The 24,701-nt window shown below is 71.3% G+C and carries 19 protein-coding genes and 1 other RNA gene; 7 read left to right on the forward strand and 13 right to left on the reverse strand.

The window, feature by feature from the left end:
- Nucleotides 1-383 precede the first annotated feature (383 nt).
- The 4 genes from ACFPZJ_RS03860 to ACFPZJ_RS03875 all read right to left on the reverse strand — a co-directional run bounded on the left by ACFPZJ_RS03860 (nt 384) and on the right by ACFPZJ_RS03875 (nt 6,100).
- Nucleotides 384-1,724 (reverse strand): acyltransferase family protein, encoded by a 1,341-nt coding sequence (locus ACFPZJ_RS03860; protein WP_381017100.1) that lies wholly within the window; start codon nt 1,722-1,724, stop codon nt 384-386.
- On the reverse strand, nt 1,721-3,922 hold the full coding sequence (locus ACFPZJ_RS03865; RefSeq protein ID WP_381017102.1) for a bifunctional polysaccharide deacetylase/glycosyltransferase family 2 protein: 2,202 nt from the start codon (nt 3,920-3,922) through the stop codon (nt 1,721-1,723). The genes ACFPZJ_RS03860 and ACFPZJ_RS03865 overlap by 4 nt, the downstream gene beginning before the upstream one ends.
- Nucleotides 3,922-4,950, reverse strand: coding sequence for a hypothetical protein (locus tag ACFPZJ_RS03870; protein WP_381017105.1), 1,029 nt, complete (start codon nt 4,948-4,950; stop codon nt 3,922-3,924). The genes ACFPZJ_RS03865 and ACFPZJ_RS03870 overlap by 1 nt, the downstream gene beginning before the upstream one ends.
- A 166-nt stretch (nt 4,951-5,116) precedes the next feature.
- Nucleotides 5,117-6,100: a LysR family transcriptional regulator gene (locus ACFPZJ_RS03875; RefSeq protein ID WP_381017106.1), complete on the reverse strand. Its 984-nt coding sequence runs from the start codon at nt 6,098-6,100 to the stop codon at nt 5,117-5,119.
- Nucleotides 6,101-6,183: 83 nt separating this feature from the next.
- Here ACFPZJ_RS03875 and ACFPZJ_RS03880 point away from each other — a divergent pair, with 83 nt between their 5' ends.
- The 6 genes from ACFPZJ_RS03880 to ACFPZJ_RS03905 all read left to right on the forward strand — a co-directional run bounded on the left by ACFPZJ_RS03880 (nt 6,184) and on the right by ACFPZJ_RS03905 (nt 13,974).
- On the forward strand, nt 6,184-7,476 hold the full coding sequence (locus ACFPZJ_RS03880; RefSeq protein ID WP_381017109.1) for an MFS transporter: 1,293 nt from the start codon (nt 6,184-6,186) through the stop codon (nt 7,474-7,476).
- A gap of 157 nt (nt 7,477-7,633) precedes the next feature.
- Complete coding sequence (locus ACFPZJ_RS03885; protein ID WP_381017112.1) at nt 7,634-8,926, forward strand: ABC transporter substrate-binding protein; 1,293 nt, start codon at nt 7,634-7,636, stop codon at nt 8,924-8,926.
- The gene (locus ACFPZJ_RS03890) at nt 8,923-9,885 is read left to right on the forward strand and encodes a carbohydrate ABC transporter permease (RefSeq protein ID WP_381017114.1); all 963 of its coding nucleotides are present in this window, start codon (nt 8,923-8,925) and stop codon (nt 9,883-9,885) included. The genes ACFPZJ_RS03885 and ACFPZJ_RS03890 overlap by 4 nt, the downstream gene beginning before the upstream one ends.
- Nucleotides 9,882-10,703, forward strand: a complete 822-nt coding sequence (locus tag ACFPZJ_RS03895; protein ID WP_381017117.1) for a carbohydrate ABC transporter permease — start codon at nt 9,882-9,884, stop codon at nt 10,701-10,703. Before ACFPZJ_RS03890 ends, ACFPZJ_RS03895 begins: the two co-directional genes overlap by 4 nt.
- A gap of 11 nt (nt 10,704-10,714) precedes the next feature.
- Nucleotides 10,715-12,964: an alpha-xylosidase gene (gene yicI, locus ACFPZJ_RS03900; RefSeq protein ID WP_381017119.1), complete on the forward strand. Its 2,250-nt coding sequence runs from the start codon at nt 10,715-10,717 to the stop codon at nt 12,962-12,964.
- Nucleotides 12,964-13,974, forward strand: coding sequence for a LacI family DNA-binding transcriptional regulator (locus ACFPZJ_RS03905; RefSeq protein ID WP_381017122.1), 1,011 nt, complete (start codon nt 12,964-12,966; stop codon nt 13,972-13,974). The genes yicI and ACFPZJ_RS03905 overlap by 1 nt, the downstream gene beginning before the upstream one ends.
- Before the next feature lie 260 nt (nt 13,975-14,234).
- Here ACFPZJ_RS03905 and ssrA read toward each other — a convergent pair.
- The 5 genes from ssrA to ftsE all read right to left on the reverse strand — a co-directional run bounded on the left by ssrA (nt 14,235) and on the right by ftsE (nt 18,261).
- Nucleotides 14,235-14,636: a transfer-messenger RNA gene (ssrA, locus tag ACFPZJ_RS03910) on the reverse strand.
- Between the two features lie 198 nt (nt 14,637-14,834).
- Complete coding sequence (smpB, locus tag ACFPZJ_RS03915; RefSeq protein WP_381017125.1) at nt 14,835-15,314, reverse strand: SsrA-binding protein SmpB; 480 nt, start codon at nt 15,312-15,314, stop codon at nt 14,835-14,837.
- Between the two features lie 46 nt (nt 15,315-15,360).
- Nucleotides 15,361-16,542, reverse strand: a complete 1,182-nt coding sequence (locus ACFPZJ_RS03920; protein WP_381017128.1) for a S41 family peptidase — start codon at nt 16,540-16,542, stop codon at nt 15,361-15,363.
- A gap of 68 nt (nt 16,543-16,610) precedes the next feature.
- Entirely contained in the window at nt 16,611-17,528 is a 918-nt protein-coding gene (gene ftsX, locus ACFPZJ_RS03925; protein ID WP_381017131.1) for a permease-like cell division protein FtsX, read from the reverse strand.
- 43 nt (nt 17,529-17,571) lie between these two features.
- Nucleotides 17,572-18,261 carry a cell division ATP-binding protein FtsE gene (gene ftsE, locus ACFPZJ_RS03930; protein WP_030051349.1) on the reverse strand — a complete coding sequence of 230 codons (690 nt, stop codon included), beginning with the start codon at nt 18,259-18,261 and terminating at the stop codon, nt 17,572-17,574.
- 251 nt (nt 18,262-18,512) lie between these two features.
- Here ftsE and ACFPZJ_RS03935 point away from each other — a divergent pair, with 251 nt between their 5' ends.
- Complete coding sequence (locus ACFPZJ_RS03935; RefSeq protein WP_381017133.1) at nt 18,513-18,704, forward strand: hypothetical protein; 192 nt, start codon at nt 18,513-18,515, stop codon at nt 18,702-18,704.
- A 154-nt stretch (nt 18,705-18,858) separates the two neighbouring features.
- On the opposite strand, the gene ACFPZJ_RS03940 is transcribed toward ACFPZJ_RS03935, so the two are convergent.
- The 4 genes from ACFPZJ_RS03940 to ACFPZJ_RS03955 all read right to left on the reverse strand — a co-directional run bounded on the left by ACFPZJ_RS03940 (nt 18,859) and on the right by ACFPZJ_RS03955 (nt 24,406).
- Nucleotides 18,859-19,479 carry an LPXTG cell wall anchor domain-containing protein gene (locus ACFPZJ_RS03940; RefSeq protein ID WP_381017135.1) on the reverse strand — a complete coding sequence of 207 codons (621 nt, stop codon included), beginning with the start codon at nt 19,477-19,479 and terminating at the stop codon, nt 18,859-18,861.
- A gap of 330 nt (nt 19,480-19,809) precedes the next feature.
- Nucleotides 19,810-20,916 carry a peptide chain release factor 2 gene (gene prfB, locus ACFPZJ_RS03945; RefSeq protein WP_381017137.1) on the reverse strand — a complete coding sequence of 369 codons (1,107 nt, stop codon included), beginning with the start codon at nt 20,914-20,916 and terminating at the stop codon, nt 19,810-19,812.
- Between the two features lie 426 nt (nt 20,917-21,342).
- A complete protein-coding gene (locus ACFPZJ_RS03950) occupies nt 21,343-22,590 on the reverse strand; it encodes a serine/threonine-protein kinase (protein WP_381017139.1) in 1,248 nt (415 codons plus the stop codon).
- A 127-nt stretch (nt 22,591-22,717) separates the two neighbouring features.
- The gene (locus ACFPZJ_RS03955; protein ID WP_381017141.1) at nt 22,718-24,406 is read right to left on the reverse strand and encodes a serine/threonine-protein kinase; all 1,689 of its coding nucleotides are present in this window, start codon (nt 24,404-24,406) and stop codon (nt 22,718-22,720) included.
- Nucleotides 24,407-24,701 lie beyond the last annotated feature (295 nt).

Below are 24,701 nucleotides of genomic sequence, written 5' to 3' on the forward strand. Positions count from 1 at the left end.
GTGGGGGTGCCGGGCGGGCGGCGGCTCGGGCTGTGGGGGGGCGTACGGCTGCTGGGGTGGGGTGGCGGGGGTGGCGTACGGGTCTGGGGTGGGGGCCTGCTGGACCGGGGGCCGCTGCGGAGGGCAGGGAGCGTCGGGCGCGGGAGGCGCGCCGTACGCGCCAGGGGCGTACGGCCCCGTTGCCTGCTGTAACCGGCCGGGGTGGCGGGCACGCCCGGGGCCGGGCCGGGGAACCCCGCGAACGCACCGACCGCCTGGCCCCGCAACCCGGTGGACGCACCCGGCGCCCCCGCGGCCGGAGCACGGCCCGGCCGCGAAGGGGGTGCCGTGGCCCGGCTGCCGCGTCCCCGACGGCAGGTACCGCACCCGTCCGCCCTCCTCCGTCACCGCGGCGCCGGGCCTCCCCTTCTGCGTCGGGAGCCGCCACGGGTCACGCCGTTCGGCCACAGGCGCAGGGGTCGCCGGGCTGCCAGGTCCTCCATCCAGCCCGTCGCGAGGATCACCAGGGCGATCAGGGGCCAGACGAGGACGAACATCCACACCATGTAGGTCGCGTCCAGGGCGGCCACCGCGTCCTCGCTCTGCATGAACGGGAGTTCGTACAGCAGGTCGAGGATCGGGATCGTGGCCATGATGAGCATGTTGTGCCAGAGGTAGATCGTGACGGCGCGGTTGTTGGAGAGCGTGACCAGTTTGTCCCAGGCGGCCAGGCGGCCCGGCAGGGTCTGCCAGGACGGCGAGTACTGGAGCAGGATCACCACGAAGCCGAACGACCAGGCCGCCTGCGCCAGCGGAATGTCGTTGAGGTCCCAGCCGTCGGGGCCCAGGTGGCCGGAGGCCCACCACAGGCCGAAGGCCATCAGCAGGGCCGCGCAGGAGATCGCCAGGTAGCGGGGGACGCGCCGGAGCAGCCCGTCGTGATGGGCGAAGCCCAGCACCCAGCAGCCGCCGTAGGCCGCGAAGTCGGTGACGGCGTTGCCGGTCTCGCCGGGGATGGTCACCAGGCCGGTGCCGACGACCGCCGTGAGGGCGAGCGGCGCCAGCAGCGTCGGCCACGGTGCCCGGCGGAACGCCCACAGCAGCAGCGGGGAGGCGACGACGAACCACAGGTAGGCGCGCAGGTACCACAGTGGACCCGCCGCCTGCACCGCCCAGGTGTCCTCCAGCAGGCCCGACTTCGAGCCGATGTGCCAGGGGAAGGGCGGGGCGCCGATCGGGACAACGTAGTTCACCAGGTCGGCCAGGGCCCAGGCGCCGCCCTGGTACGGATCCTTCGCGGGGTTCCAGCCGGCGGCGAACAGCAGGGTCAGGACCACCGCGCTGAACACCCACAGCGGAGGCAGCAGCCGGCGGATCCGGCCCCGGATCACGCCCCACGCCGGGCGGTTCAGCGAGCGCGCCATCAGCGAACCCGCCAGCGCGAACATCACGCCCATCGACGGGAACAGCACGGTCAGCCAGGCCCAGCCGAACAGGTGGTAGACGACGACCCGGACCAGGGCGATCGAGCGCAGCAGGTCGAGGTAGCGGTCACGGCCCGGCCGCCGCGCCGGGGAGGCGGGGTCGGGGACCGAGGTCGGCCCGGGGGCCGGGTCCAGCTCCGTCGTCCGCTGGTGCGGGAAGCCGTACTCCGCGCCCGGACGGCCGGACGCCGAGTGCGGGAAGTCGTACGTCGGCTCCCCGGGGGAGCCCGGGCCCGTCCCGGAAGGGTGTCCGTACGTCATGCGACCGGCCTCCGATCAGCGGTGTCGGCCGGCACCCTGCCCGGCGCCGCGCCACCGCCGGGCGTGTCCACCACGCCGGTGCGGCGCAGCTTCTGCCAGCGCAGACGGCCGCCGGTCAGGGCGGTGATCCAGGACTGGAGCAGGACGACGTACATCAGCTGGCGGTAGAGGAGCTGTTGCAGGGGCAGCGAGATCAGGTGGGTCATGCGTTCGCGGTCCAGGCGGAAGGCGTAGGCCGCGCAGACGGCCTGGATCGCCAGGACGCCCAGCCAGGCCATGACCGTCTTCTGTGTCGGGCCGAAGACCAGCCCGTAGAGGAGGAAGACGTCGATCAGGGGGGCCAGGAGCGGGGCCACGACCATGAACAGGGACACGAAGGGCAGGCCGACGCGGCCGAAGCGGCCCGACGGGCCCTTCTCGACCAGCGCGCGGCGGTGTTTCCAGATCGCCTGCATGGTGCCGTAGGACCAGCGGTAGCGCTGGGACCACAGCTGTTGCACCGTCTCGGGTGCCTCGGTCCAGGCGCGGGCGTTCTCCGCGTACACCACGCGCCAGCCGTCCCGGTGCAGGGCCATGGTGATGTCGGTGTCCTCGGCGAGGGTGTCGTCGCTCATGCCGCCGACCCGTTCCAGGGCGGCCCGCCGGAAGGCTCCGACCGCGCCGGGGATCGTGGGCATGCAGCGCAGGACGTCGTACATGCGGCGGTCGAGGTTGAAGCCCATCACGTACTCGATGTGCTGCCATGCGCCGATGAGGCTGTCCTTGTTGCCGACCTTGGCGTTGCCCGCGACCGCGCCGACGCGCGGGTCGGCGAAGGGCTGCACCAGTTCCCTGACCGTGGACGGTTCGAAGACCGTGTCGCCGTCCATCATCACGATCAGGTCGTACCGGGCGTTGGCCACACCGCGGTTGAGCGCGGCCGGCTTGCCCGCGTTGAGCTGGCGGATCACCCGGACGTTCGGCAGGCCCATCGCCTCGACGATGCGGGCCGTGCCGTCGGAGGAGCCGTCGTCGACGACGAGGACCTCGACGGGGTGGTCGCTCGCGGCAAGCGAACGGACCGTGTTCTCGATGCACTTGGCCTCGTTGTACGCCGGGACCAGCACCGACACCGGTTCGGTGACCGGCGGTCCCCAGCTGAAGTCACGGCGGCGCACCCGGCGCGCGTGCGCCCCGGAGAGCAGCAGCATGAGCACGAAGCGGGCGATGACGAGGGTGCCGACGATCGCGAGGCCGACGACCAGCCCGTCGGTGAGGTGCTCGGATGCCTGGACCAGGACGATCCACGCCGTGCCCTTCCACAGCTCCAGGCCCGTGACCTCGGTATGCGCGCTCGGGGCGCCCAGCGCCTCGGTGAGGTTGGCGAACGCATAGCCGCGCTTCTTCAGGTCCGGCAGCATCCGGTCCAGCGCCGCGACGGTCTGCGAGCGGTCGCCGCCGGAGTCGTGCATCAGCACGATCGCGCCCTTGCCGCCCTTCGGGGTGGCCTTGCGGATGATCTCCTCCACCCCGGGCCTGCGCCAGTCCTCGCTGTCGGTGTTGTTGACGACGGTGAGGTAGCCGTGGCTTCCGATGTACTCGGTGACCGGCCAGGACTTGTTGTCCATGGCGCCGGCGAAGGAGGAGTACGGCGGACGGAACAGGGACGTACGGATGCCCGCCGCGCCGGAGAGCGCGAGCTGGTTCTGGGACAGCTCCCAGTCGATGCGCTTCTTCGACTGGTAGGACAGGTCGGGGTGGTTGAAGGTGTGCAGGCCGACCTCGTGGCCCTCTTCGACCATGCGCCGGACGAGGTCCGGGTGGCGTGAGGTCATGGTGCCGGTGACGAAGAACACCGCGTGCGCGTCGTGCTTCCTCAGGACGTCCAGGACCCTCGGCGTCCAGGTCGGGTCCGGGCCGTCGTCGAAGGTGAGGACCACGTGGCGGTCCGGCATGCGCAGGGTCTCGGTGCGGCCGCCACGGGTGTCGATGACGGGGCCGCCTTCGAGGATCTTCTGCGGCACCTTGTCGGTGGCGGCGGGCGGCCGCACGCGGTGGTCGGCCAGGATCTCGCTGTGCACGAAGCCGCGCAGCATCAGCATCGCCATCAGGGCGACCAGGACGAGCACAGGCAGCAGCAGGCGCATGGGCAGGCGGCGCCGCGGGGAGCCGTCGCGGGCTACGTTCGCGGGCCCGGGACGGCGGGTGCGGGGTGGCATCAGAGGACGTGCTCCGAGGACGGTGCGGGGGACGGGGAGGACTGCTCCGGCTGCTCGGCGGGGCTGTCGGCGACGGGCTGCGCGGTGGCCTGGCCGTCGGCGACCGTGTCGGTTCCGCCGTCGCCGTCGCCGTCGTCGCCGCCGCCGTCGTCCGTGGGCTCGGTCGGGCCGGTCGTGGGCGGGTCCGTCGGCGTCGGGTCCGGGGGCTGCGTGGTCGGCGCGTCCGTCGGCGGGGCCGGGGTCGGGACGGTGCCGCCGGTGCCCGGCGGCTTCGGGGCCGCCCGGGTCGGCGTCGGCTTCGGGGCGGTGGACCCGTCCGGCTGCTCGGGCCGGGCGGTGGTGCCGGGCTCGGTGGCGCTGATGCCCGGCGACGATGCCGTGACCTGGTCGGCCGTGGGCGCGCTGCCCGGGACGGTGGTGGCGGCGCCGTCCGTCGGCGCCGGCTCGGCGGGGCGGGGCGAGGTGTCGACCTGGCCGGCGGGCCTGTCGTCCTGCTGGCCCGGTACGGGCAGCCAGGGCGCGTCGGAGTTGCCCGACAGCACGGTCGCGGCGATGACCACGGCGTAGCCGGCGCAGACCAGGCCGACGGCCATGCCGGCCCGGCGGAAGCGGCGGCTGCGGCGACCGGTCGCGTCCACGAAGACGGGCCCGTCGGAGGGGCCGTCGTGAGCCTGGTCCGGCCCGCCCCGCGCCTGCCGCAGGACTCCGTCACCGAACTGCACGGCGTCGAGCTGGACGGTCACCTCGTGCGGGTCGTGGGTGTGCTCGGTGACACCGGTGTGCTGCCGCCAGGGGTCGCGGACGACGAGGGGTTCGTCGGCCCCGCCCTGCGAGGAGAGGACCTCTCTCTCGGCCTCGCCCTCGCTCTGCCGGGGGATGCCGCGCAGCAGTCGCTCGTCGGCGGTGGCGCTCCGCGGGACGTCCCGCGTGACTCTTCGGCCCCGCTCATCGTTAGCAACCGGGATTTCCTTGGTCGCGGACGCGACCTCGGGCCAAACGGGTTGGGCGTCTTCTGGCCAATGTTTCACGCGCGCACTTCCCCCCCACGGGACCGTTCACGGGTGCGCAGTCGGCGTGAGCACCTGCCGTCGGACCGGGCCCCCACCCGGTTCGCGCGCCCCGTTTATCACACTGTGCTCGGGCGATGAATGTAGCGCACGCGGAGGTTGTGTGTTTTCACTGTGACGATTCGTGTCACTGGCGAGACACCATGAGGACATCGTCACTGGCCGGAATCCACCCGTCGACAGGCCGCCGCAGCCACCCCTCCTCGGCCGCGAGCCGGGCCGCCGCCCTGCGCAGCGCGTCCAGTGCGGGGTGGGTCAGCCCTCGTCGCCACACCAGCGACACCGGCGACAGGGGCACGGGGTCGACCAGCGGCCGCAGCACGGTCGACGGCAGGGGCGGGAAGTCCACCACGGCGAGGACCGGGTTCCGGGTGCGGGCCATGAGCCGCTGGAACTCCTCGTCCCCGACGGCCAGCGGGGCGGGCGGCGCGACCTCGATGCCCCGCCCCTCGAACAGCCGTCGCGCGAGGTCGGTCCACTCCGGGGTCCGCGGGTTCCCGGCGCCCGCGTACACGGCCTCGCCCGCCAGGGCGGCGAGCGGCACCGCCGCCAGGGACGCCAGCCGGTGGTCCTCGGGCAGCACGACGGCCATCGGCTCGTAGCGCACCGGCTGGTGGTCGAGACCGGCCCGCAGCGCGGGGGCCAGCCCGGCGAACCGCCCGAACGACGCGTCCAGCCGGCCCGCGAGCAGCTCGCCCGCCGCCCCGGTCAGGCCGCTCTCGAAGCGGGCCATCAGCTCGTGGTCGGGGGCCAGTTCCCGGGCCAGGTGCAGCACACGGCGGGGAGTGACCAGGCCCGGGGAGTTGAGATCCACCAGGAGCGGCCGGGCCTGCCCGAAGGCGGCGAGCAGCTCGTCCTGCGCCTGGAGCACACGCCGGGCGTACGGCAGCAGCCGCTCGCCGTCGGCGGTCAGCGTCACCTGCCGGGTGGTCCGGACGAACAGCTCGGCCCCAAGGTCCCGTTCGAGGCGCCGTACGTCGCGGCTGAGCGCCTGCTGGGCGACGTACAGGCGGGCCGCGGCGCGGGTGAAGTGCAGTTCCTCGGCGACGGTGACGAAGGCGCGCAGGAGGCGGGGGTCGAGGTGGGTCGGTATCGCGGGTGTCCCGGGCATCCGGCGAACTTACAACGGCGGTGCGTGAATCGGTACGGAGAAGGTGTTGGACCTCTTGATCCACCCGGGGTGACGGTGGACGCATGCCGCAACCGCCTTCCCGAGAAGCCCTGGTGCTCACCGTCACCGCCGACACCCTCGTCGCCGCCGACTTCCGCCCCCGTACCCGCGCCCGCCGCCGCCCGCCCGGCCCGTACCGGCGTCTCCTCGCGCTCCCGGGCGCCCGTGCCTTCACGGCCGGGAACCTGATCGCCCGGCTGCCGATGGGCATGTTCAGTGTGAGCGCGGTCATCATGATCGCCGGTGCGCGGGGCTCGTACGCCCTCGCCGGAGCCGTCACGGCGACCGGGCTGGCGGCGACCGCGGTGGTCGCGCCGTGGACCGCTCGGCTCGTCGACCGGTACGGCCAGGCCCGGATCGCGGTACCCGCCACGGCGATCGCCGTGCTCGGCTCGCTCGCGCTGCTGCTGTGCGTGCGCCACGGCGCCCCCGACTGGACGCTGTTCGCCGCGTACGCCGCCACCGCCACCACGCCCAACACCGGCGGCATGTCCCGCGCCCGCTGGGCCCACCTGCTGAAAGACGACCCCGAGGCCCCCGCCGCCCTGCACACCGCGAACTCCTTCGAACAGGCCGCGGACGAGTTGTGCTTCATGCTCGGGCCGGTGCTGGCGGCCTTCTTGTGCGGCACCTTCTTCCCGGAGGCGGGCACGCTGGCCGGCGCGGTGCTGCTGATGACCGGCGTCCTGCTCTTCGCCGCGCAACGCTCGACCGAACCGCCGGCGCGGGGACGTACGGACACCGCGGGCGCACCACTGCGCGCGCCCGGCATGCCGCCGCTGCTCGCGGTGTGCCTGGCGACGGGCGCGGTGTTCGGGGCGATGGAGGTCGTGACGATCGCCTTCGCGGACGCACAGGGTCACAAGGCGGCGGCGGGCGTCGTCCTCGCCCTGCAGGCGGCCGGCTCCTGTGCGGCGGGCCTGGTGTACGGGGCCGCCGCTCCGGCCGGTCCGGCCGAGTCCCGCCTGCCGTGGTGCGTGGCCGCGATGACGGCCCTGCTGACCCTGCCGCTGCTCGCGGCGGCGCTGTCCGGCTCGCTCCTGCTGCTCGCCGGCGCGCTGCTGGCCGCCGGGATGGCCACCGCCCCGACGATGGTCACCACCATGACGCTGGTCCAGCGGCGCACCCCCGCCGGCCGTCTGAACGAGGGCATGACCCTGGCCGTGACCGGTCTGCTGGGCGGTATCGCCTGCGGCAGCGCGGTCGGCGGCTGGACGGTGGAACGCGTGTCGGCGACGGCCGGGTACGGGGTGCCGGTGACGGCTGCCGCCGTGGCCCTGATGATCTGTCTAGCCCTGGTCTCACCGACGGCATAGTCGAATCGCTTCAACGATTCTCGTACCACCCATTGACGCCGTCCGGAGGCCGGACATACCGTCGCCCGTCGAAGCGCTTCGACGCCGCGCATCGAACCCTTCGACGACCCTGCGTGGCGCCCCGACCTACCCATCCGGCTCCCCCTGGAGGCACGGGATGTTGACGGAACGAAGGCGTGTGGTGGCGGCGGCGGTGGTCCTCGCGGGTTCTCTGCTCATGACCTCCTGCGGTGACTCGGACAGCGGCTCCTCCGACGGCAGGACCCTGAAGCTGTGGCACTACGAGGGCCCGGACAGCGCGATGGGCGCGGCCTGGAACGAGGCCATCAAGGAGTTCGAGAGGACGCACCCGGGCGTGCGGGTCGAGTTCGAGGAGAAGGGCTTCGAGCAGATCCAGAAGACCGCGCCCATGGTGCTCAACTCGAGCGACGCCCCCGACCTGATGGAGTACAACAAAGGCAACGCGACGGCGGGCCTGCTCTCCCAGCAGGGCCTGCTGACCGATCTGACCGCCGAGGCGACCGAGCGCGGCTGGGACAAGAAGCTCAGCCCGGGCGTACGCACCACCAGTGTCTACGACGCCGACGGCGTGATGGGCTCCGGCAAGTGGTACGGAGTCCCCAACTACGCCGAGTACACACTGGTCTACTACAACAAGGACCTGTTCGAGAAGTACGGCATCGCCGAGCCGAAGACCTTCGCCGAACTGACCGCCGCCATGGACAGGTTCGTCGAGGAGGGCGTCACCCCGCTGGCCAACGCGGGCGCCGAGTACATGGCCCAGCAGTACCTGTACCAGCTGGCCCTGTCGAAGGCCGACCGCTCCTGGGTCGACGCGTACGAGCAGTACGAGGGCGAGACCGACTTCCACGACGCGGCCTGGACGTACGGCGCCGAGACCTTCGCCGACTGGGTGCGGAAGGGATACATCGCCAAGACCTCGTCCAGCACCAAGGCGGAGGACGCCGGTGTCTCCTTCATGCGGGGCAAGGCGCCGATCATGTTCTCGGGCAGTTGGTGGTTCGGCCGGGTCGAGGCGGAGGCGGCGTTCGACTGGGGCACGTTCCTGTGGCCCGACGCCCACCTCACCCTCGGCTCCGGCGGCAACCTGTGGGTGGTCCCCCAGGGGGCCGGGAACAAGGAGCTCGCCTACGACTTCATCGACATCACCATGTCGAAGAAGATCCAGAACCTGCTCGGCAACAAGGGCGGCGTCCCGGTCGCGGCCGACGCGCACGCCATCACCGACCCGCGGGCCAAGACGCTCATCGCCGACTTCAACGCCCTCTCCCGCCAGGACGGCCTGGCCTTCTACCCCGACTGGCCCGTCCCCGGCTTCTACGACGTCCTGGTCTCCGAGACGCAGAAGCTGATCACCGGCAGCGCGCAGCCGGACGCGTACCTCGACGCGCTGCAGGAGGCGTACGACAAGGGCGCGCCGAAGCGATGACGGTCACCGTCGACAAGCGGGTGACCGGTGGGCAGGCACCCGCCGGTCGTCCGCGCCGCCGCCCCCGCGACTCCTACGCCCTGTTCCTGCTCCCCGGTGTCCTCGCCTTCCTCGCCGTCGTCGTCGTGCCGTTCCTGATGAACACGGGCGTGAGCTTCACCGACTGGCAGGGCGTGGGCAGCCCGAGCTGGTCGGGCCTCGCCAACTACCGCGAACTGATGGACGACAGCGAGTTCTGGGCGTCCTTCCGGCACAGCCTGTTCATGGTCGTGGCGATGGCCCTCGTCCCGACGGCGATCGGCCTGGTCCTGGCCGCGGCCCTGTTCGACTACGTCGGCAAGCACGCCGGCAGCGGGTGGGCGGCCGTTCTGCGCGCCTGCTTCTACCTCCCCCAGGTGCTGCCCATCGCGGTCGCCGGCATCGTCTGGAGCTGGATCCTCGCCCCCGAGAACGGCTCCCTCAACGCCCTGTTGCGGGCCGTGGGCCTGTCGTCCTGGCAGCAGGACTGGCTCGGCGACCCCGACCTCGCGCTCTACAGCGTCATGGGCGTCATGGTCTGGGTCCAGATCGGCTTCCCGCTGGTCGTCTTCATGGCGGGCCTGCAGCGCGTCGACCCGCAGCTGTACGAGGCGGCCGAGCTGGACGGCGCCGGCTGGTGGCGCCGCTTCTGGCACATCACGCTGCCGCAGATCCGGCCGGAGACGTACGTGGTGCTCACCTGGTGCTCGATCGCCGCGCTCAAGGTGTTCGGCGCGGTGTACGTGCTGACCAAGGGCGGCCCCGGAGGCGCCACCGACGTGCCCTCCTACTTCTCCTTCACCACGTTCTTCGAGAAGACCCAGGTCGGCTACGGCGCCGCGATCTCCACCGTGCTGACCATGATCATCCTCGCCCTGGCGCTGGTCGGGCTGAAGCTCCAGACGCGGGCCGAGGACGCGGAGGAGGGGACCCGCGCATGACCGCCGTACGCCGGTACCCGGTGCTCGTCGCCCTGTGCATCGCCGCGCTCTTCATGATCGTCCCGTTCCTGATCGTGGCGGTCAACGCGGTCAAGTCCCCCGCCGAGTACGCCCGCAACGGCCCGCTCAGCCTGCCCGACGGCCTCTACCTGGACGGCCTGAAGGACTTCTGGGAGCGCGTCGACTACGGGCAGAAACTCCTCAACTCCGTGCTGATCAGCGGCGGGGTGGCCGTGTTCGCGGCGGTCCTGTCCGTCCTCAACGCGTACGCGATCGGCATCGGCCGGATCAAGGGCCGCACCTGGGTGCTGGCGTTCTTCGTGCTGGCGAACATGCTCCCGCAGGAGGCGCTGGTCTACCCGATCTACTACCTGAGCAAGGAGGTCGGCCTCTACGACACCCGGCTCAGCGTGATCATCGTGTTCACGGTGATCCAGGCGGCCTTCGGCACGTATCTGCTGTCGTCGGTGCTGGGCCGGTTCCCGCGCGAGATCATCGAGGCCGCCCGCATCGACGGGGCGGGCAGGTGGCAGGTGCTGTGGCGGATCGTGGTCCCCGTCAGCCGCCCGACCCTCGGCGTGCTCCTGGTCTTCTTCTTCATCTGGACCTGGAACGAGTTCCTGCTCCCCCTGGTCATGCTGATCTCCAACGACAACCAGACGGTGTCGGTGGCCCTCGGCGTCCTCCAGGGCCAGCGTCTGATGGACGCCACCATGACCAACGCGGCCGCCCTGCTCGGCGTCCTGCCCGCCCTCGTGTTCTTCCTCGTCTTCCAGCGGACGCTGACCCGCGGCATCGCCGTGGGCGCCGTGAAGTAAGGACCCCCCACATGAAGTTCACCGACGGTTACTGGTTGCTGCGCGAGGGCGTCACCGCGGCCCATCCGGTGCAGGTGCTCGACGTCACCGCGCAGGACGGCGCGCTGGAGATCCACGCGCCGACCCAGCCCATCCGCCATCGCGGCGACCTGCTGAAGGGACCGGTCGTGACGATCAGCGCGCACGCCCCGATGCCCGACGTCATCGGCGTCACCTTCACCCACTTCGACGGCGAGCAGCCGCGCGGCCCGGAGTTCGAGGTACACGAGGAGGACGTCCCGCCGCAGATCGCGTACGACGACGAGCACGCGACCCTGACCTCGGGCGCGCTGTCGGTCCGGGTGGCCCGCACCGGCTCCTGGCACGTCGACTTCCTCGCGCACGGCCGCACGCTCACCTCCAGCTCCACCAAGGGCATGGGCATCATGCGCGACGGGGCGGGCGCCCACTACCTGCGGGAGCAGCTCGACCTCGGCGTGGGGACGAGCGTCTACGGCCTCGGTGAGCGCTTCGGTCCGCTGGTCAAGAACGGCCAGGTCGTCGACATCTGGAACGCCGACGGCGGCACGGCCACCGAACAGGCCTACAAGAACGTCCCGTTCTACCTCACGGACGCGGGCTACGGCGTCTTCGTCGACCACCCGGGCAAGGTGTCCTTCGAGGTGGGCTCGGAGGTCGTCTCCCGGGTGCAGTTCAGCGCGGAGACCCAGCAGTTGACGTACTACGTCGTCTACGGGCCGACCCCGAAGGAGATCCTGCGCAAGTACACGGCCCTCACGGGCCGCCCGGCACTCCCGCCGCCCTGGTCCTTCGGCCTGTGGCTGTCGACGTCCTTCACCACCTCCTACGACGAGGAGACAGTCACTTCCTTCATCGAGGGCATGAAGCAGCGCGAACTCCCGCTCTCCGTCTTCCACTTCGACTGCTTCTGGATGCGCGAGTTCCACTGGTGCGACTTCCGGTGGGACCCGCGGGTCTTCCCGGACCCGGAGGGGATGCTGGCCCGGCTGAAGGCGAAGGGCCTGCGCATCTGTGTGTGGATCAACCCGTACATCGCCCAGCGCTCCCCGCTGTTCGCCGAGGGCAAGGCGCTCGGGCACCTGCTGAGGCGGCCGGACGGCAGCGTCTGGCAGTGGGACCTGTGGCAGCCCGGCATGGCGCTGGTCGACTTCACGTCGCCCGCGGCCCGCGACTGGTACGCGGCCAAGCTGGAGGCGGTGCTCGCGCAGGGCGTCGACTGCTTCAAGACCGACTTCGGCGAGCGGGTGCCTCTCGACGTGGCCTGGGCGGACGGCTCCGACCCGGAGCGGATGCACAACTACTACACGTACCTGTACAACCAGACCGTCTTCGACGTGCTGCGCAAGCACCGCGGTGAGGAGGAGGCCGTCGTCTTCGCCCGCTCGGCGACGGCCGGCAGCCAGAAGTTCCCGGTGCACTGGGGCGGCGACTGCGAGGCCACGTACGAGTCGATGGCCGAATCGCTGCGCGGCGGCCTGTCGCTCGGCCTGTCCGGCTTCGGCTACTGGAGCCATGACATCGGCGGGTTCGAGGGCACCCCCACCCCCGCGCTGTTCAAGAGGTGGATCGCCTTCGGCCTGCTGTCCTCGCACAGCCGCCTGCACGGGTCGTCGTCGTACCGCGTCCCCTGGCTGTTCGACGAGGAGGCCGTGGACGTGCTGCGGCTGTTCACCCGGCTGAAGCTGCGGCTCATGCCCTACCTCTACGGGGCCGCGCGCTCCGCCCACGCCGAGGGCGTTCCGATGATGCGGGCGATGGTGCTGGAGTTCCCGGACGACCCGGGCTGCGCGCACCTGGAACGACAGTACATGCTCGGACCGGACCTGCTGGTCGCGCCGGTGTTCTCCGACGAGGGGGACGTCACGTACTACGTGCCCGAGGGCACCTGGACCCACTTCCTGACCGGCGAGACGGTCACCGGGCCGCGCTGGGTGCGCGAGAAGCACGGCTTCCTGAGCGTGCCCCTGCTGGTCAGGCCCGGGGCCGTGCTTCCCGTCGGCGCGGTCGACGACCGTCCCGACTACGACCACGCCGACGGGGTCACCCTGCGGGCGTACGGCCTCAGGCGGGGCGAGCAGGTGACGGTGCCGGTCGGGGACGTGACCTTCACGGTCGTACGCGAAGGGGACACCCTGCGCGCCTCCTGCGGCGACCCGGCCAGGTCCTGGGGGCTGGCCGCCGGCGACCGCGAGGTGCGGGCTTCGGCCGGCACCGGGTTCCTGTCGCTGGAGCTGGGCTGATGGTGAAGATCACGGATGTGGCCCGGCGCGCCGGGGTCTCGCCCAGCACCGTGTCCTACGCGCTGAGCGGCAAGCGGCCCATCTCGGAGGAGACCCGGCGCCGTGTCGAGGCGGCCATCCGGGAACTGGGCTACCGCCCGCACGCCGGCGCCCGCGCCCTCGCCAGCAGCAAGTCCAACGTGCTGGCCCTGGTGATCCCCCTGCGGGCCGGGATCCACGTACCGGTGGCGATGCAGTTCGCGGTGTCGGTGGTGACGGCGGCCCGCCGGTACGACCACGACGTGCTGCTGCTCACCCAGGAGGAGGGCGAGGACGGGCTGCGCCGGGTGGCGGACACGGCCCTGGTGGACGCCCTGCTCGTCATGGACGTCCAGCTCCACGACCCGCGCCTGCCGCTGCTGCGCTCCCTGGACCGGCCGTCCGTACTGATCGGCTTCCCCGCCGAACCGGACGGCCTGACCTGCATCGACCTGGACTTCAAGGCGGCCGGTGAGGCGTGCGTGGAGCATCTGGTGCGGCTTGGTCACCGGGTGGTCGCCCTGGTCGGCTCGCCACCGGAGGTCTACGTCCGCCGCACCGCGTTCGCGCAGCGTCTCGTGCAGGGCTTCACCGCCGCCGCCGACCGGCACCGGCTGGCCTCCGCCGTGCACCCGTGCGAGACCGGTGCCGACGCGGCCCGCCGGATCGCCGAGCACCTGCTGCGCGAGCAGCCGGCGCTGACCGGCGTCGTGGTCCACAACGAACCCCTCCTGGAGCCACTGATCGACGCCTTCGAGGAGCTGGGCCTCCGGGTCCCCGGCGACCTGTCGGTGATCGCTCTGTGCCCCGACGAGGTCGCCGCGGCGCTGCGCGTTCCCGTCACGTCCGTGGCACTGCCGTCGGCGGAGGTGGGGGCGCGGGCGGTGGAGCTGCTGATGAAGAAACTGGACGGCGCGACCGTACCGGACGCAACCCTGCTGGCCCCACGTCTGACGGAGCGGGCGAGCACGGCACGGAGAGCGGTGGTCTGACGTGTTGACCCACCAGGTGCAACCCCGGCGCCTGGTGGTCATCAGGACACGGGCCCAGACCTGGCGCACGGACCGACGCCGGTCAGCTCGTACCTGTCGGGGTTGATGACCTCGGTCGCGAAGCATGCGAACCCCCATGTCCCGTTACCGGTGCAGAAGAGTGTCGTTCCAGCAGGGCCGTTCGGAGATGACGAAGGCCCCGCCGCTCCGAGCGGCGGGGCCTTCGCCCACATGGGTGAGGAGGTCCGGGGACCTCCCGATCGTGGAGATGGCGGGAATCGAACCCGCGTCCAACGGTGCAGAACCAGGGCTTCTCCGTGTGCAGTCCGCTGTGCTTTTCTCGGCCCCGGAGATCACGCGGACAAGTCTCCGACGGGCCCAGTCACTGTGTGGTTTCCCTCTTCACCCCGTGACCGGGATCGAGGTTTAGTTCCCTAGATGATGCCAGGACCCGGGTCGGGAACTTCCCCGGACTGACACTCCCTTTGGTAGGGGAGCTGCGCTCGCGGCCTTAGATCAGGCAGCGAGGGCGAGCTCGCCCTGGGAGAGCTTTGCCTTGGAATTGGCAGTTATTTTTTTCGGCCTGTGGTTTACGAGATCATGGCCGCTTCCTCGACACGCTTCCCCTGCTTCGACATCCGCTGTCGAAACCGATCATCCCCATGTTGATTTCTCAAGGTGCGCACCTCCTGGGAGGTGCCCGCGCACCGGCTGTGCGGTGCAGGTGCCATCGTACGAGATCAACGCCCGCGGACGCCACCGTATTCCTCGGCGGTCGCCCCGCCGGGGTACCGGGTTCCACGCGGCCCGGCACCGCAACCCTGCCCCGGCGGCCAGGGCCTGCCGGACGGCGACAGGCCCTACGCCCGGGCCTTGCGGCGTACGGCCGACATCACGCGCTCGGCCTCGCGCCGGTCCTGCTTCTCGCGGAGCGTCTGGCGCTTGTCGTACTCCTTCTTGCCCTTCGCCAGCGCGATCTCGATCTTGGCGCGGCCGTCCCTGAAGTAGAGGGACAGCGGCACGATCGTGTGGCCGGTCTCCTGCGCCTTCGCCTCCAGCTTGTCCAGCTCGGCGCGGTGCAGCAGCAGCTTCCGCTTGCGGCGGGCGCTGTGGTTGGTCCAGGTGCCCTGGCTGTACTCCGGCACGTGCACGTTGTGCAGCCACGCCTCGTGCCCGTCCATCTGGACGAAGCCCTCGACCAGCGACGCCCGCCCCTGGCGCAGCGACTTCACCTCGGTACCCGTGAGGACCAGTCCGGCCTCGTAGGTGTCGATGATGTGGTAGTCGTGCCGCGCCTTCTTGTTCTGCGCGATCAGCTTGCGCCCTTTTTCCTTAGCCATAGTGCCGCCCATTTTCGCACCACGGAGGGGGTGCGCGGGAAGTCGATTAACGGCGTGGTCGGCGGGGCTCGCCGAGGCCGCTCAGGACCGTCTCGGCCTGCCGCAGGGCTCCCTCGTCCGCCTCGAGGTCGGGCGTGATGCCTCGGCCGTCGACGCTGCGGCCGGAGGGGGTGCGGTAGTGCCCGACGGTCAGCTCGGCGACGGAGCCGTCGGGCAGCCGGCTCGGCATCTGCACCGAGCCCTTGCCGAAGGTGCGGGAGCCGACGACGACGGCCCGGCCGCGGTCCTGCAGGGCGCCGGTCAGCAGCTCGGCCGCGCTCATCGTGCCTCCGTCGACGAGCGCGACCAGGGGCCTGGCCGTGTCGCCGCCGGTCTCGGCGTGCAGGGCCCGCTGCTCGCCCTCGACGTCGTAGGTGGCGACCAGGCCGCCGTCGAGGAAGGCGGAGGCGGCGGTGACGGCCTCGCCGACCAGGCCGCCGGAGTTGCCGCGCAGGTCGAGGACGACGCCCGCGCCGTCCGGTGCCTGCCGTACGGCCTCGCGCACCTGGTCGCCGGCGCCCTTGGTGAACGCGGCGACCTCGATGACGGTGACGCCGCCGGCGAGTTCTCGAACAGTGACCGAGTCCGCGGACAGGCGCGCCCGGCGCAGTGTCTCGGTCCACGCGCGCGTGCCGCGCTCCAGGCCGAGGCGGACGGTCGTACCGGCCTGCGCGTCGGTCGCGTCGCCGCGCAGTAAGGAGACGACCTCGGTGACGGGCCGCCCGTCGACCCGGTGCCCGTCGACGCTGCGCAGCCGGTCGCCCGCGCGGATCCCGGCGTCGGCGGCGGGCGATCCGGCCCGCACCTTGGTCACCTCGATCCGGCCGTCGGTCTCGCGCCGCGCCCACAGCCCGACACCGGTGTACCGGCCGTCGAGGGCCTCCTCGAACTCCTCGTACTCACCCGGGGAGTAGACGGCGGCCCACCGGTCGCCGCTGCGGCTGACGGCGCGTCGAGCGGCCTCCATGGGGGACTTGCCGTCGGCCGCGGCCTCCTCGGCCGCCCTGGCGACGTCCGCGTGATGCCCGGCGGGAGCGGCCGAACGGGCGTCCTCCGCAGCGGTCTTGCGGTCGGTCCCGGGCAGGGACCCGGTGGCGGCACCTGCGGCGAGCACGCTCGCGAACACCAAGGTCAGGGCGGCCCCGCGGCGGATGCGACGGGGCTGACAGAACAGGTCACGACCTGACATGCCGGTGAGTCTAGGACAAGGCAAAGGGCCGTACGGTCCGTTGACCGCACGGCCCTCGTTGGTATGCGTCACACCTTCAAGTACTTGCGCAGCGCGAAGAACGCGGCCAACGCGGGCATCAGAAGGCTCGTGGCGAGGATGAGCGGCAGCTTCGTCAACACGGCGTCCCAGCCGATGAAGTTGATCAGTGTCAGCTGGTCGGCCAGGGCCAGTCCGTGGTCGATGAGGAAGTACCGGGCGATCAGCAGGAAGCCGCACGCGAGCGTGCCGCCGATGAGTCCGGCGACCGCTGCCTCCATGATGAACGGCGCCTGGATGTAGAAGCCCGAGGCGCCGACCAGGCGCATGATGCCCGTCTCGCGCCGCCGGCTGAACGCCGAGACGCGCACGGTGTTGACGATCAGCATCAGCGCGACGACCAGCATGAGTGCCATCACCGCCCGCGCGGCCCAGTTCATGCCGTTCAGCAGTTTGAAGAGGTTGTCCAGGATGCCCTTTTGGTCCTGCACGGACTGCACGCCGTCCCGGCCGTTGAAGGCGGTGGCGATGACCTGGTACTTCTCCGGGTCCTTCAGCTTGATGCGGTACGACTCCTGCATCTGGTCCGGCGTGAGGGAGGCGGCCAGCGGGGAGTCGCCGAACTGCTCCTTGTAGTGCTTGTAGGCCTCGTCCTGCGACTCGTACGTGACCTTCTGAACGACCGACATCTTCGCCAGGTCGGCCTTGATCTGTTTCTTCTGGTCGTCGGTGACCGCGCCCTTGGCGCAGTTGGGGTCGGACTCGGCGTCGCTCTTGTTGCAGAGGAAGATCGAGACGTTGACCTTGTCGTACCAGTAGCCCTTCATGGTGTTGACCTGGTCGCTCATCAGGAGCGACCCGCCGAACAGGGCGAGCGACAGGGCGACGGAGACGATGACGGCGAAGGTCATCGTCAGATTGCGGCGGAGACCCACACCGATCTCCGACAGGACGAACTGGGCACGCATGGCGTCTGGTCAAGCCTTTCCGTGGAGCGTCTGCAGACGGCGGTCAGTGCTGGTAGCCGTAGACGCCGCGTGCCTGGTCGCGGACGAGTCGGCCCTTCTCCAGCTCGATGACGCGCTTGCGCATCTGGTCCACGATGTTCTGGTCGTGCGTCGCCATCACCACGGTCGTGCCGGTCCGGTTGATGCGGTCCAGCAGCTTCATGATGCCGACGGAGGTCTGCGGGTCGAGGTTGCCGGTCGGCTCGTCGGCGATGAGCAGTTTGGGCCGGTTGACGAAGGCCCGCGCGATGGCGACGCGCTGCTGCTCGCCGCCGGACAGCTCGCCGGGCATCCGGTCCTCCTTTCCGCCGAGCCCGACGAGGTCGAGCACCTGGGGGACGGACTTGCGGATCTCGCCGCGCGACTTGCCGATGACCTCCTGCGCGAAGGCGACGTTCTCGGCGACCGTCTTGTTCGGCAGGAGACGGAAGTCCTGGAACACCGTCCCCAGCTGGCGCCGCATCTGCGGCACCTTCCAGTTGGAGAGGCGCGCGAGGTCCTTGCCCAGGACGTGCACCTGCCCGTGACTGCACCGCTCCTCGCGGAGGATCAGCCGCAGGAAGGTGGACTTTCCGGAGCCGGAGGACCCCACGAGGAACACGAACTCGCCCTTCTCGACCTCCAGGGAGACATCCCTGAGGGCGGGGCGGTTCTGCTTGGGGTAGACCTTGGAGACGTTGTCGAATCGGATCACGGATGCACCACGGGTCGCCGGGGGTAGATGAGCGTGACCTTACGCGAACCGGGTATGGGACCGCAGTCACCGGTTGGGGTTGCGTGAGGGTTGTGCGCATTTGTGTCAGGACAGACCGTCCCCGCGCTGGCTAAGCGCCCCTTGGACAGCGCCCCGCGCACCGTCCGGAGGAACCTGGCACAGTGGAGGGGGAACGTTCGCGGCGGCGTGAGCGTTGAGATACATGGAACCGGTGCGAGGAGGGCGAGCGCATGACGTACGACCGGCTGGTGTGCGCGAACTGCGCGGCGCCCGTGAGCGAGGGCCGGTGCCCTGTGTGCCGTGCGAACCGCGAGCGGCTGCAGCAGGAGAACTTCTTCTCGGGACTCACTCCGATGACGCTGATCGCGCTGCTGGCGGTGCTGATCGCGGCGGTGGCCCTGCTGGCGCACCAGACCGCGTAGAGCGCGTACGGCCCGCCCGACCAGGCGGCGTAGGGCCCCCGGCCCGCACCACCCACGAGCAGGCCTGGCGAGCCGGGCAGGCCCACGAGCAAGGGCCCGGAGCATGACGCTCCGGGCCCCTCGCCGTGTACCGCGGGTACGCGGACGGCTACCGTCAGGCGGCCGCTCCGCCGCTGCCGCCCATCAGGCGCGGAAGGACACGGAAGCCGATACCGCCGGCGATCATCGTGGCGGCGCCGACCAGCAGGAACGTGGTCTGCGCGGCACCGGTCTCGGCGAGCTCCTCGCCGCTGCCCTGGACGGACGGCGCCGGGGTGTTGTCCGAGCCGGTGTCGGTGAGGGCCGAGGAGCCCTGCTCCTGGGTGGAGGTACCGGAGCCGCCGTCGGGGTCGGCCGCGTTGCCGCCGCCGTTGCCGTTCCCGTTGCCATTGCCGTTCCCGTTGCCCGGGTTGGTGGGCTCCTCCGGGTTGGCGGTCGGGACCGGGTCCTCGGTGGGCTCGGTCGGCTCCAGCGTCGGCTCGGTGGGCTCCTCGGGCTCGGTCGGGATGCCCGGGTCCGTCGGCAGCGTGGGGTCGTTGGGCTCCGTCGGGATGCCCGGGTCCGTCGGGTCGGTCGGGACCGGCGGGTCGGTCGGGTCGTCGACGCACAGTACGCCGAGCAGGCAGTCGTCGGCCTCCGCGGCGGATGCGGCGCCCGCCGCGGTCAGCGAGGCACCGGCGGCGATCACGGCACCGGCCGCGATACGCGCGACGCGGATCCGCGTCTTCTTGGTCATGTGGTTGCTACCCCCAGTAGCTGAATCGTCAGTGTGGCGCGCTCGGGGCCGTGATCGACGGAGGTAGCTGCAGTGAAGCCCCCCGGTTCACATGCGCCCCAGAGATAACGCATGCCACGCTTCACCCTTCCGATTTTTCAAAGCAACGTCAAGGCCGTTCCATGCGCGATGTCCAAGTACGCACGTTTTACGGGAACTTGAAGCCTGTGAGTGTGATGTAAAACCCAGACATCCGGGACCGTGTGCAGGCGCGGAACGGAAACGCAAAAGGCAACTGCCGCCCGGGAGGCGGCAGTTGCCTTGTCGACAAAGCGCTGTTCGCGCCTCGCGTTACTTCTGCTGCTGCTTGCGCCAGCGAATCCCGGCCTCCAGGAAACCGTCGATCTCACCGTTGAACACGGCTTCCGGGTTGCCGACTTCGTAGTCCGTGCGCAGGTCCTTGACCATCTGGTACGGGTGCAGCACGTAGGAGCGCATCTGGTTGCCCCAGGAGTTGCCGCCGTCGCCCTTGAGGGCGTCCATCTTGGCCTGCTCCTCCTGACGACGCCGCTCCAGCAGCTTGGCCTGGAGGACGTTCATCGCCGTGGCCTTGTTCTGGATCTGCGAGCGCTCGTTCTGGCAGGAGACGACGATGCCGGTGGGGAGGTGGGTGATCCGCACGGCGGAGTCGGTGGTGTTGACGCCCTGGCCGCCGGGCCCGGAGGACCGGTAGACGTCGATCCGCAGATCGGACTCGTCGATGTCGACGTGATCGGACTGCTCGACGACGGGAAGGACTTCCACACCCGCGAAGGAGGTCTGCCGGCGCCCCTGGTTGTCGAAGGGGGAGATCCGCACGAGCCGGTGGGTGCCCTGCTCGACGGAGAGGGTCCCGTAGGCGTAGGGCGCCTGCACGGCGAAGGTGGTGGACTTGATCCCGGCCTCTTCGGCGTACGACGTCTCGTAGACCTCGGTCTTGTAACCGCGCTGCTCGGCCCACCGCAGGTACATGCGCTGGAGCTTCTCGGCGAAGTCGGCGGCGTCGACGCCGCCGGCCTCGGCGCGGATGTTCACGAGCGCCTCACGGGCGTCGTACTCCCCGCTGAGGAGGGTGCGCACCTCCATCTCGTCGAGCGCCTTCTTCACGGCGGTGAGCTCGGCCTCGGCCTCGGCCCGGGTGTCCGGGTCGTCCTCCTCCTCGGCCATCTCGAACAGCACGGCGAGATCGTCGATCCGCCCGCGCAGTGCCTCCGCCTTCCTGACCTCGGCCTGGAGGTGGGAGAGCTTGCTGGTGATCTTCTGCGCCTCGTCCGGGTTGTCCCACAGGGACGGCGCGGCCGCCTGCTCCTCGAGCACGGCGATGTCTGCCCTCATCCTGTCGAGGTCCAGAACGGCCTCGATCGACTCCATGGTCGAGGAGAGGGACTTGAGCTCTTCGGATACATCGACGACTGCCACGCATCCAGCGTAACGGCTCCGCCAAGCGGCGAACGCAGGGCGACCACGGTGACCGCTGTGGGGGCCACCACGCGGCGGGCGGGAGGGGCAAGCACCCGGAGTGCAGGGGCGGAGCCCCGGGGTAAACCCGGCCTCCCCCACCGAATCACGCGGGTGAGCCAGGCTCCGGGCCCTGGGCGCAGGGTGGGGGCCTCTTGGTCGGGCGAGTCCGGTGGGCGGGCGGGGCAAGCTTCTGGAGTGCAGGAACGGAGCCCCGGGCGGCCCCTTGGCCGGCTGCATCAGGCGGGCTGGAGGGGCAAGCCACCGGAGTGCAGGGGCGGAGCCCTGGGCGCAGGGTGGGGGCCTCTTGGTCGGGCGAGTCCGGTGGGCGGCGGGTGGGCAAAGGTCCGGGCCGTGGCAGACAGGCCGCGGTGGCGCAGGGCCGGGTCAGGGGTGCGGTGGGGCCGAGTTTTTCGTGTCCTGGGGGGTCGCGCCCGCGTCGTCCCCGGACGTGGCCAGCCATGTGCCGATGCCGACCGCGGCGACCAGCGCCAGCGCCCCGGCGCCCAGCGCCACCCGGCGTCGCCGCGCCGCCGCGCGGTTGCGTGCCGAGCCGGGGCGTGGCGCCCCCGCGGCCCGTGGCGCCCGGGCCGTGCCCCGTGCGCCCCCGGCCAGCTCGTCCGGCCCGGGCACCCGCATCGAGGTGTGGGTGTCACGGTTGGAGTCGGCCGGCTTGGCCCCCGGCACCAGCGGTACCGCCCCGCGCCGCCGTACCGGTTCCCCGGCCGGTGCCGGGCCGGCCGGGGCCTCCTGCCGGGCGGCCTCCTCCGCCGACTGCGTGTCCGGTTCGTCCACGTCCAGCGGCGGTATCCCCGCCAGCAGCGGCAGCAGCTCCCGCAGCCGCGCCGCCAGCTCCGAGGCCCGCAGCCGGGAGGCCGGTGCCTTCGCCAGGCACTGCACGAGCAGCTGCCACAGCTCGTCCGGGATGCCGGGCAGCGGGACGACCGTCTCGGTGACATGCCGCCGCAGCACCGCGCCGGGGTGCCCGCCACCGAACGGAGTGAAGCCCGCCAGCAGCTCGTACAGGACCGTGGCCAGCGCGTAGATGTCCACCGACGCCCGGGGCGGCAGGCCCTCGACGATCTCCGGCGCCAGATAGTCCGGCGTGCCGATGATCTTCGTCGCGCGGGTCCGCCTCGGCGTGTCGATGAGTTTCGCCACACCGAAGTCCGTCAGGAGCGCCCGGTGGGAGCCGCCGGGGCCCAGCGGGCCCTGCATGTCCAGCAGGACGTTCTCCGGCTTGACGTCCCGGTGCACGACCCCGGCCGCGTGCGCCGCCGCCAGCCCGTCCGCGACGTCCGCGACGATCGCCGCCGCCGCCTCGGGCGCGAGGCGCCGCTCCCGCTCCAGCCGGGTGCGCAGATCCGTACCGCGCACGAGGTCCATGACCAGCGCCAGGTCGTTGCCGTCGACCACGAGGTCGCGCACGGACACGACGTTGGGGTGCTCCAGGCCGAGCAGGGCCGTGCGCTCCTGGACGAAGCGTCCGACGAGTTCCTCGTCGGACGCGAGGTCCTCGCGCAGCAGCTTGATGGCGACGGGGCCCTCGGGTCCCTCGCCCAGCCACACCGTGCCGGCGCTGCCCCGCCCCAGGATCTGATGGGCGGTGTACCGGCTGCCGATCTTCCGTGCCAAGGCTGCTCCTACCGACGCGTGTTGTCGTTAAAACTACGCGTCCGGTGAGCCAACCTTCACCGCCGAGGCGGAAATCACCCGCCAGGTGTCGACAAATCAGCAGACCGGCAACGGCCTTCGGGCGGCCTCAGCCGGTGCCCGAGCTCCCGCCCAGCTGCTCGAACCAGTTGGTCACCTGGCCGAACCAGTCGCTGAGCTGCTGCCAGTAGCCCTTGGTCGTGCCGATCCACTCCTGCAGCGGGCTCAGTTCCCAGATCAGCCATCCCGCGACGAACAGGATGACGATCGTGAACAGACAGCCCTTCAGGCAGCCGAGCCCGGGGATCCGCATCGGGTTGGCGCTGCGCTGCCGCTGCCGGGGCTCACGCACCGGCCGCTGGGGCTCCGGCGGGGCCGGCGGGGCGTACCGCTGCGGCTGTTGGGGCCGCGGCGGCGCGTACGGCTGCGGCTGATGCTGCTGCGGGTGGCCGTACCCGGGGCCGGGAGGCGGGGGCTGCTGCCGCCGCTGCTGCTGGGGCTGGCGCGGCTGCTGCTGGGGCCGGGCGACCTGCCGCTGGGGGCGACGGCGCAGCGGGTCCTCGTTGGGGTCGAGGTACTGCACCTGAGTCTGCTCGTTGCGGTCGCGGGCCGCCCGCAGCTGGTTCTGCCAGGGGTGCGGGTCCTGCTGCCCCGGCGGGCCCTGCTGGCCGGGCTGTCCGGGCTGGCCCGGCGGTACCGGCGGCATGACGGCCGTCGGGTCGGCCGCTCCCCGATGGGGCAGCACCGCGGTCGGGTCGGCGGCGCCGGAGGTGTGCGGCAGGACGCTGGTCGCGGCGTTCGGGTCGTACGACCCCGCGCCCTGCGGCAGCACCTGCGTCGGGTCGGCGTCGCCGGACGCGCCCGGCGTGCCGGGCACGGGCGCGGGCGCCGGGTCGGGTACGAGGAGCGCGCCGACGCTCTCGGCGGCGGCGATCTGCGCGGAGTTCGCGTGCACGCCGATGCCCTCGGCGACGACCCTGAGGCCGCGGGCGAGGTTGACGGCGCTGGGCCGCTCGTCCGGGTTCTTGCGCAGGCAGCGCTCGATGACCGTCCACAGCGGGTCGGGAACGGTGGAGGGGCGGCGCGGTTCGGCGCTCAGGTGCTGGTGCAGGACTTCGAGGGCCGAGCCGCCGGAGAAGGGCGGGCGGCCGGTGACCAGCTCGTAGAGCAGGATGCCGGCGCCGTAGATGTCGACGGCCGAGGTCTGCGGGCGGCCTTCGGCCGACTCGGGGGCGACGTACGCGGGCGTGCCCACGAACTCGTGGGTGCGGGTGAGTCCCGGCGAGTCCGCCAGCCGGGCGATGCCGAAGTCGGTCAGCATCGGGTGCAGCTGGCCGCCGTCCTGCCTGAGCAGCACGTTGGCGGGCTTGAGGTCGCGGTGCACGACGCCGTCGGCGTGGCTGGCGGCCAGCGCGTCGGCGATCTGGGCGGTGAGCAGGGCGGCGGCGACAGGGGTGAAAGGCCCGTTCTCGCGCAGGTGGCGGTGCAGGTCGGGGCCCTCGACGAGATCCATGACAAGCGCCAGCAGATCGCCCTCGACGACCAGGTCGCGGACCCGGACGATGTTGGGGTGGGTGAGCCGCAGCAGCACGGACCGCTCCCGCAGGAAGCGCATCACGACGTCGGCGTCGTTGGCGAGCTCCTCCTTCAGGACCTTGATCGCCACGGTCTCGCCGGGCTGTCCGGGCACGGCCGCCTCGGCGCCCGCGGTCTCCCGCTGGCGGGCCCGCCAGACGGTGCCCGTGGCGCCGCGTCCGAGCGGCTCCTCGAGCAGGTACTTGCTGCCGACTGGCCGCACGTCACGCGCTCCCTGCTGCTTGCCTTGCCTGCTTGCCTGTGTTCCGACCCACTGTAGTGCCGCGTACCGAAGAGCGGACTGTCGTCTTTCTGTGGGTCCTACGTATGGGCTCCCGCACATGTTCGAAGGAAAGACGCTCGCCTCGGTCTCCAGGTTGCCGAATGCCGACGTGACCGATCTCAAGCGGTCGTCCGTGTGTCATCTGTCAGGCACTTTTGCGGGCAGAGCCGACCAATCAAGATCACTTGTCACCGAGTGGCGGGCGTGTTGTCGGTGACAGGTGCGAGGATGCCTG

It is taken from the genome of Streptomyces bullii (assembly GCF_042657145.1).
Taxonomy (GTDB): domain Bacteria; phylum Actinomycetota; class Actinomycetes; order Streptomycetales; family Streptomycetaceae; genus Streptomyces; species Streptomyces bullii.

Excerpts from the sequence above, each read along its gene's own strand:
- yicI (WP_381017119.1), top strand. The coding sequence starts at position 10,715 with ATGAAGTTCACCGACGGTTACTGGTTGCTGCGCGAGGGCGTCACCGCG.
- ACFPZJ_RS03860 (WP_381017100.1), bottom strand. The coding sequence starts at position 1,724 with ATGACGTACGGACACCCTTCCGGGACGGGCCCGGGCTCCCCCGGGGAG.
- ACFPZJ_RS03880 (WP_381017109.1), top strand. The coding sequence starts at position 6,184 with ATGCCGCAACCGCCTTCCCGAGAAGCCCTGGTGCTCACCGTCACCGCC.
- ACFPZJ_RS03885 (WP_381017112.1), top strand. The coding sequence starts at position 7,634 with ATGTTGACGGAACGAAGGCGTGTGGTGGCGGCGGCGGTGGTCCTCGCG.
- ACFPZJ_RS03890 (WP_381017114.1), top strand. The coding sequence starts at position 8,923 with ATGACGGTCACCGTCGACAAGCGGGTGACCGGTGGGCAGGCACCCGCC.
- ACFPZJ_RS03895 (WP_381017117.1), top strand. The coding sequence starts at position 9,882 with ATGACCGCCGTACGCCGGTACCCGGTGCTCGTCGCCCTGTGCATCGCC.
- ACFPZJ_RS03935 (WP_381017133.1), top strand. The coding sequence starts at position 18,513 with ATGACGTACGACCGGCTGGTGTGCGCGAACTGCGCGGCGCCCGTGAGC.
- ACFPZJ_RS03905 (WP_381017122.1), top strand. The coding sequence starts at position 12,964 with ATGGTGAAGATCACGGATGTGGCCCGGCGCGCCGGGGTCTCGCCCAGC.
- ACFPZJ_RS03865 (WP_381017102.1), bottom strand. The coding sequence starts at position 3,922 with ATGCCACCCCGCACCCGCCGTCCCGGGCCCGCGAACGTAGCCCGCGAC.
- ftsX (WP_381017131.1), bottom strand. The coding sequence starts at position 17,528 with ATGCGTGCCCAGTTCGTCCTGTCGGAGATCGGTGTGGGTCTCCGCCGC.
- ACFPZJ_RS03920 (WP_381017128.1), bottom strand. The coding sequence starts at position 16,542 with ATGTCAGGTCGTGACCTGTTCTGTCAGCCCCGTCGCATCCGCCGCGGG.
- smpB (WP_381017125.1), bottom strand. The coding sequence starts at position 15,314 with ATGGCTAAGGAAAAAGGGCGCAAGCTGATCGCGCAGAACAAGAAGGCG.
- ACFPZJ_RS03875 (WP_381017106.1), bottom strand. The coding sequence starts at position 6,100 with ATGCCCGGGACACCCGCGATACCGACCCACCTCGACCCCCGCCTCCTG.
- ACFPZJ_RS03940 (WP_381017135.1), bottom strand. The coding sequence starts at position 19,479 with ATGACCAAGAAGACGCGGATCCGCGTCGCGCGTATCGCGGCCGGTGCC.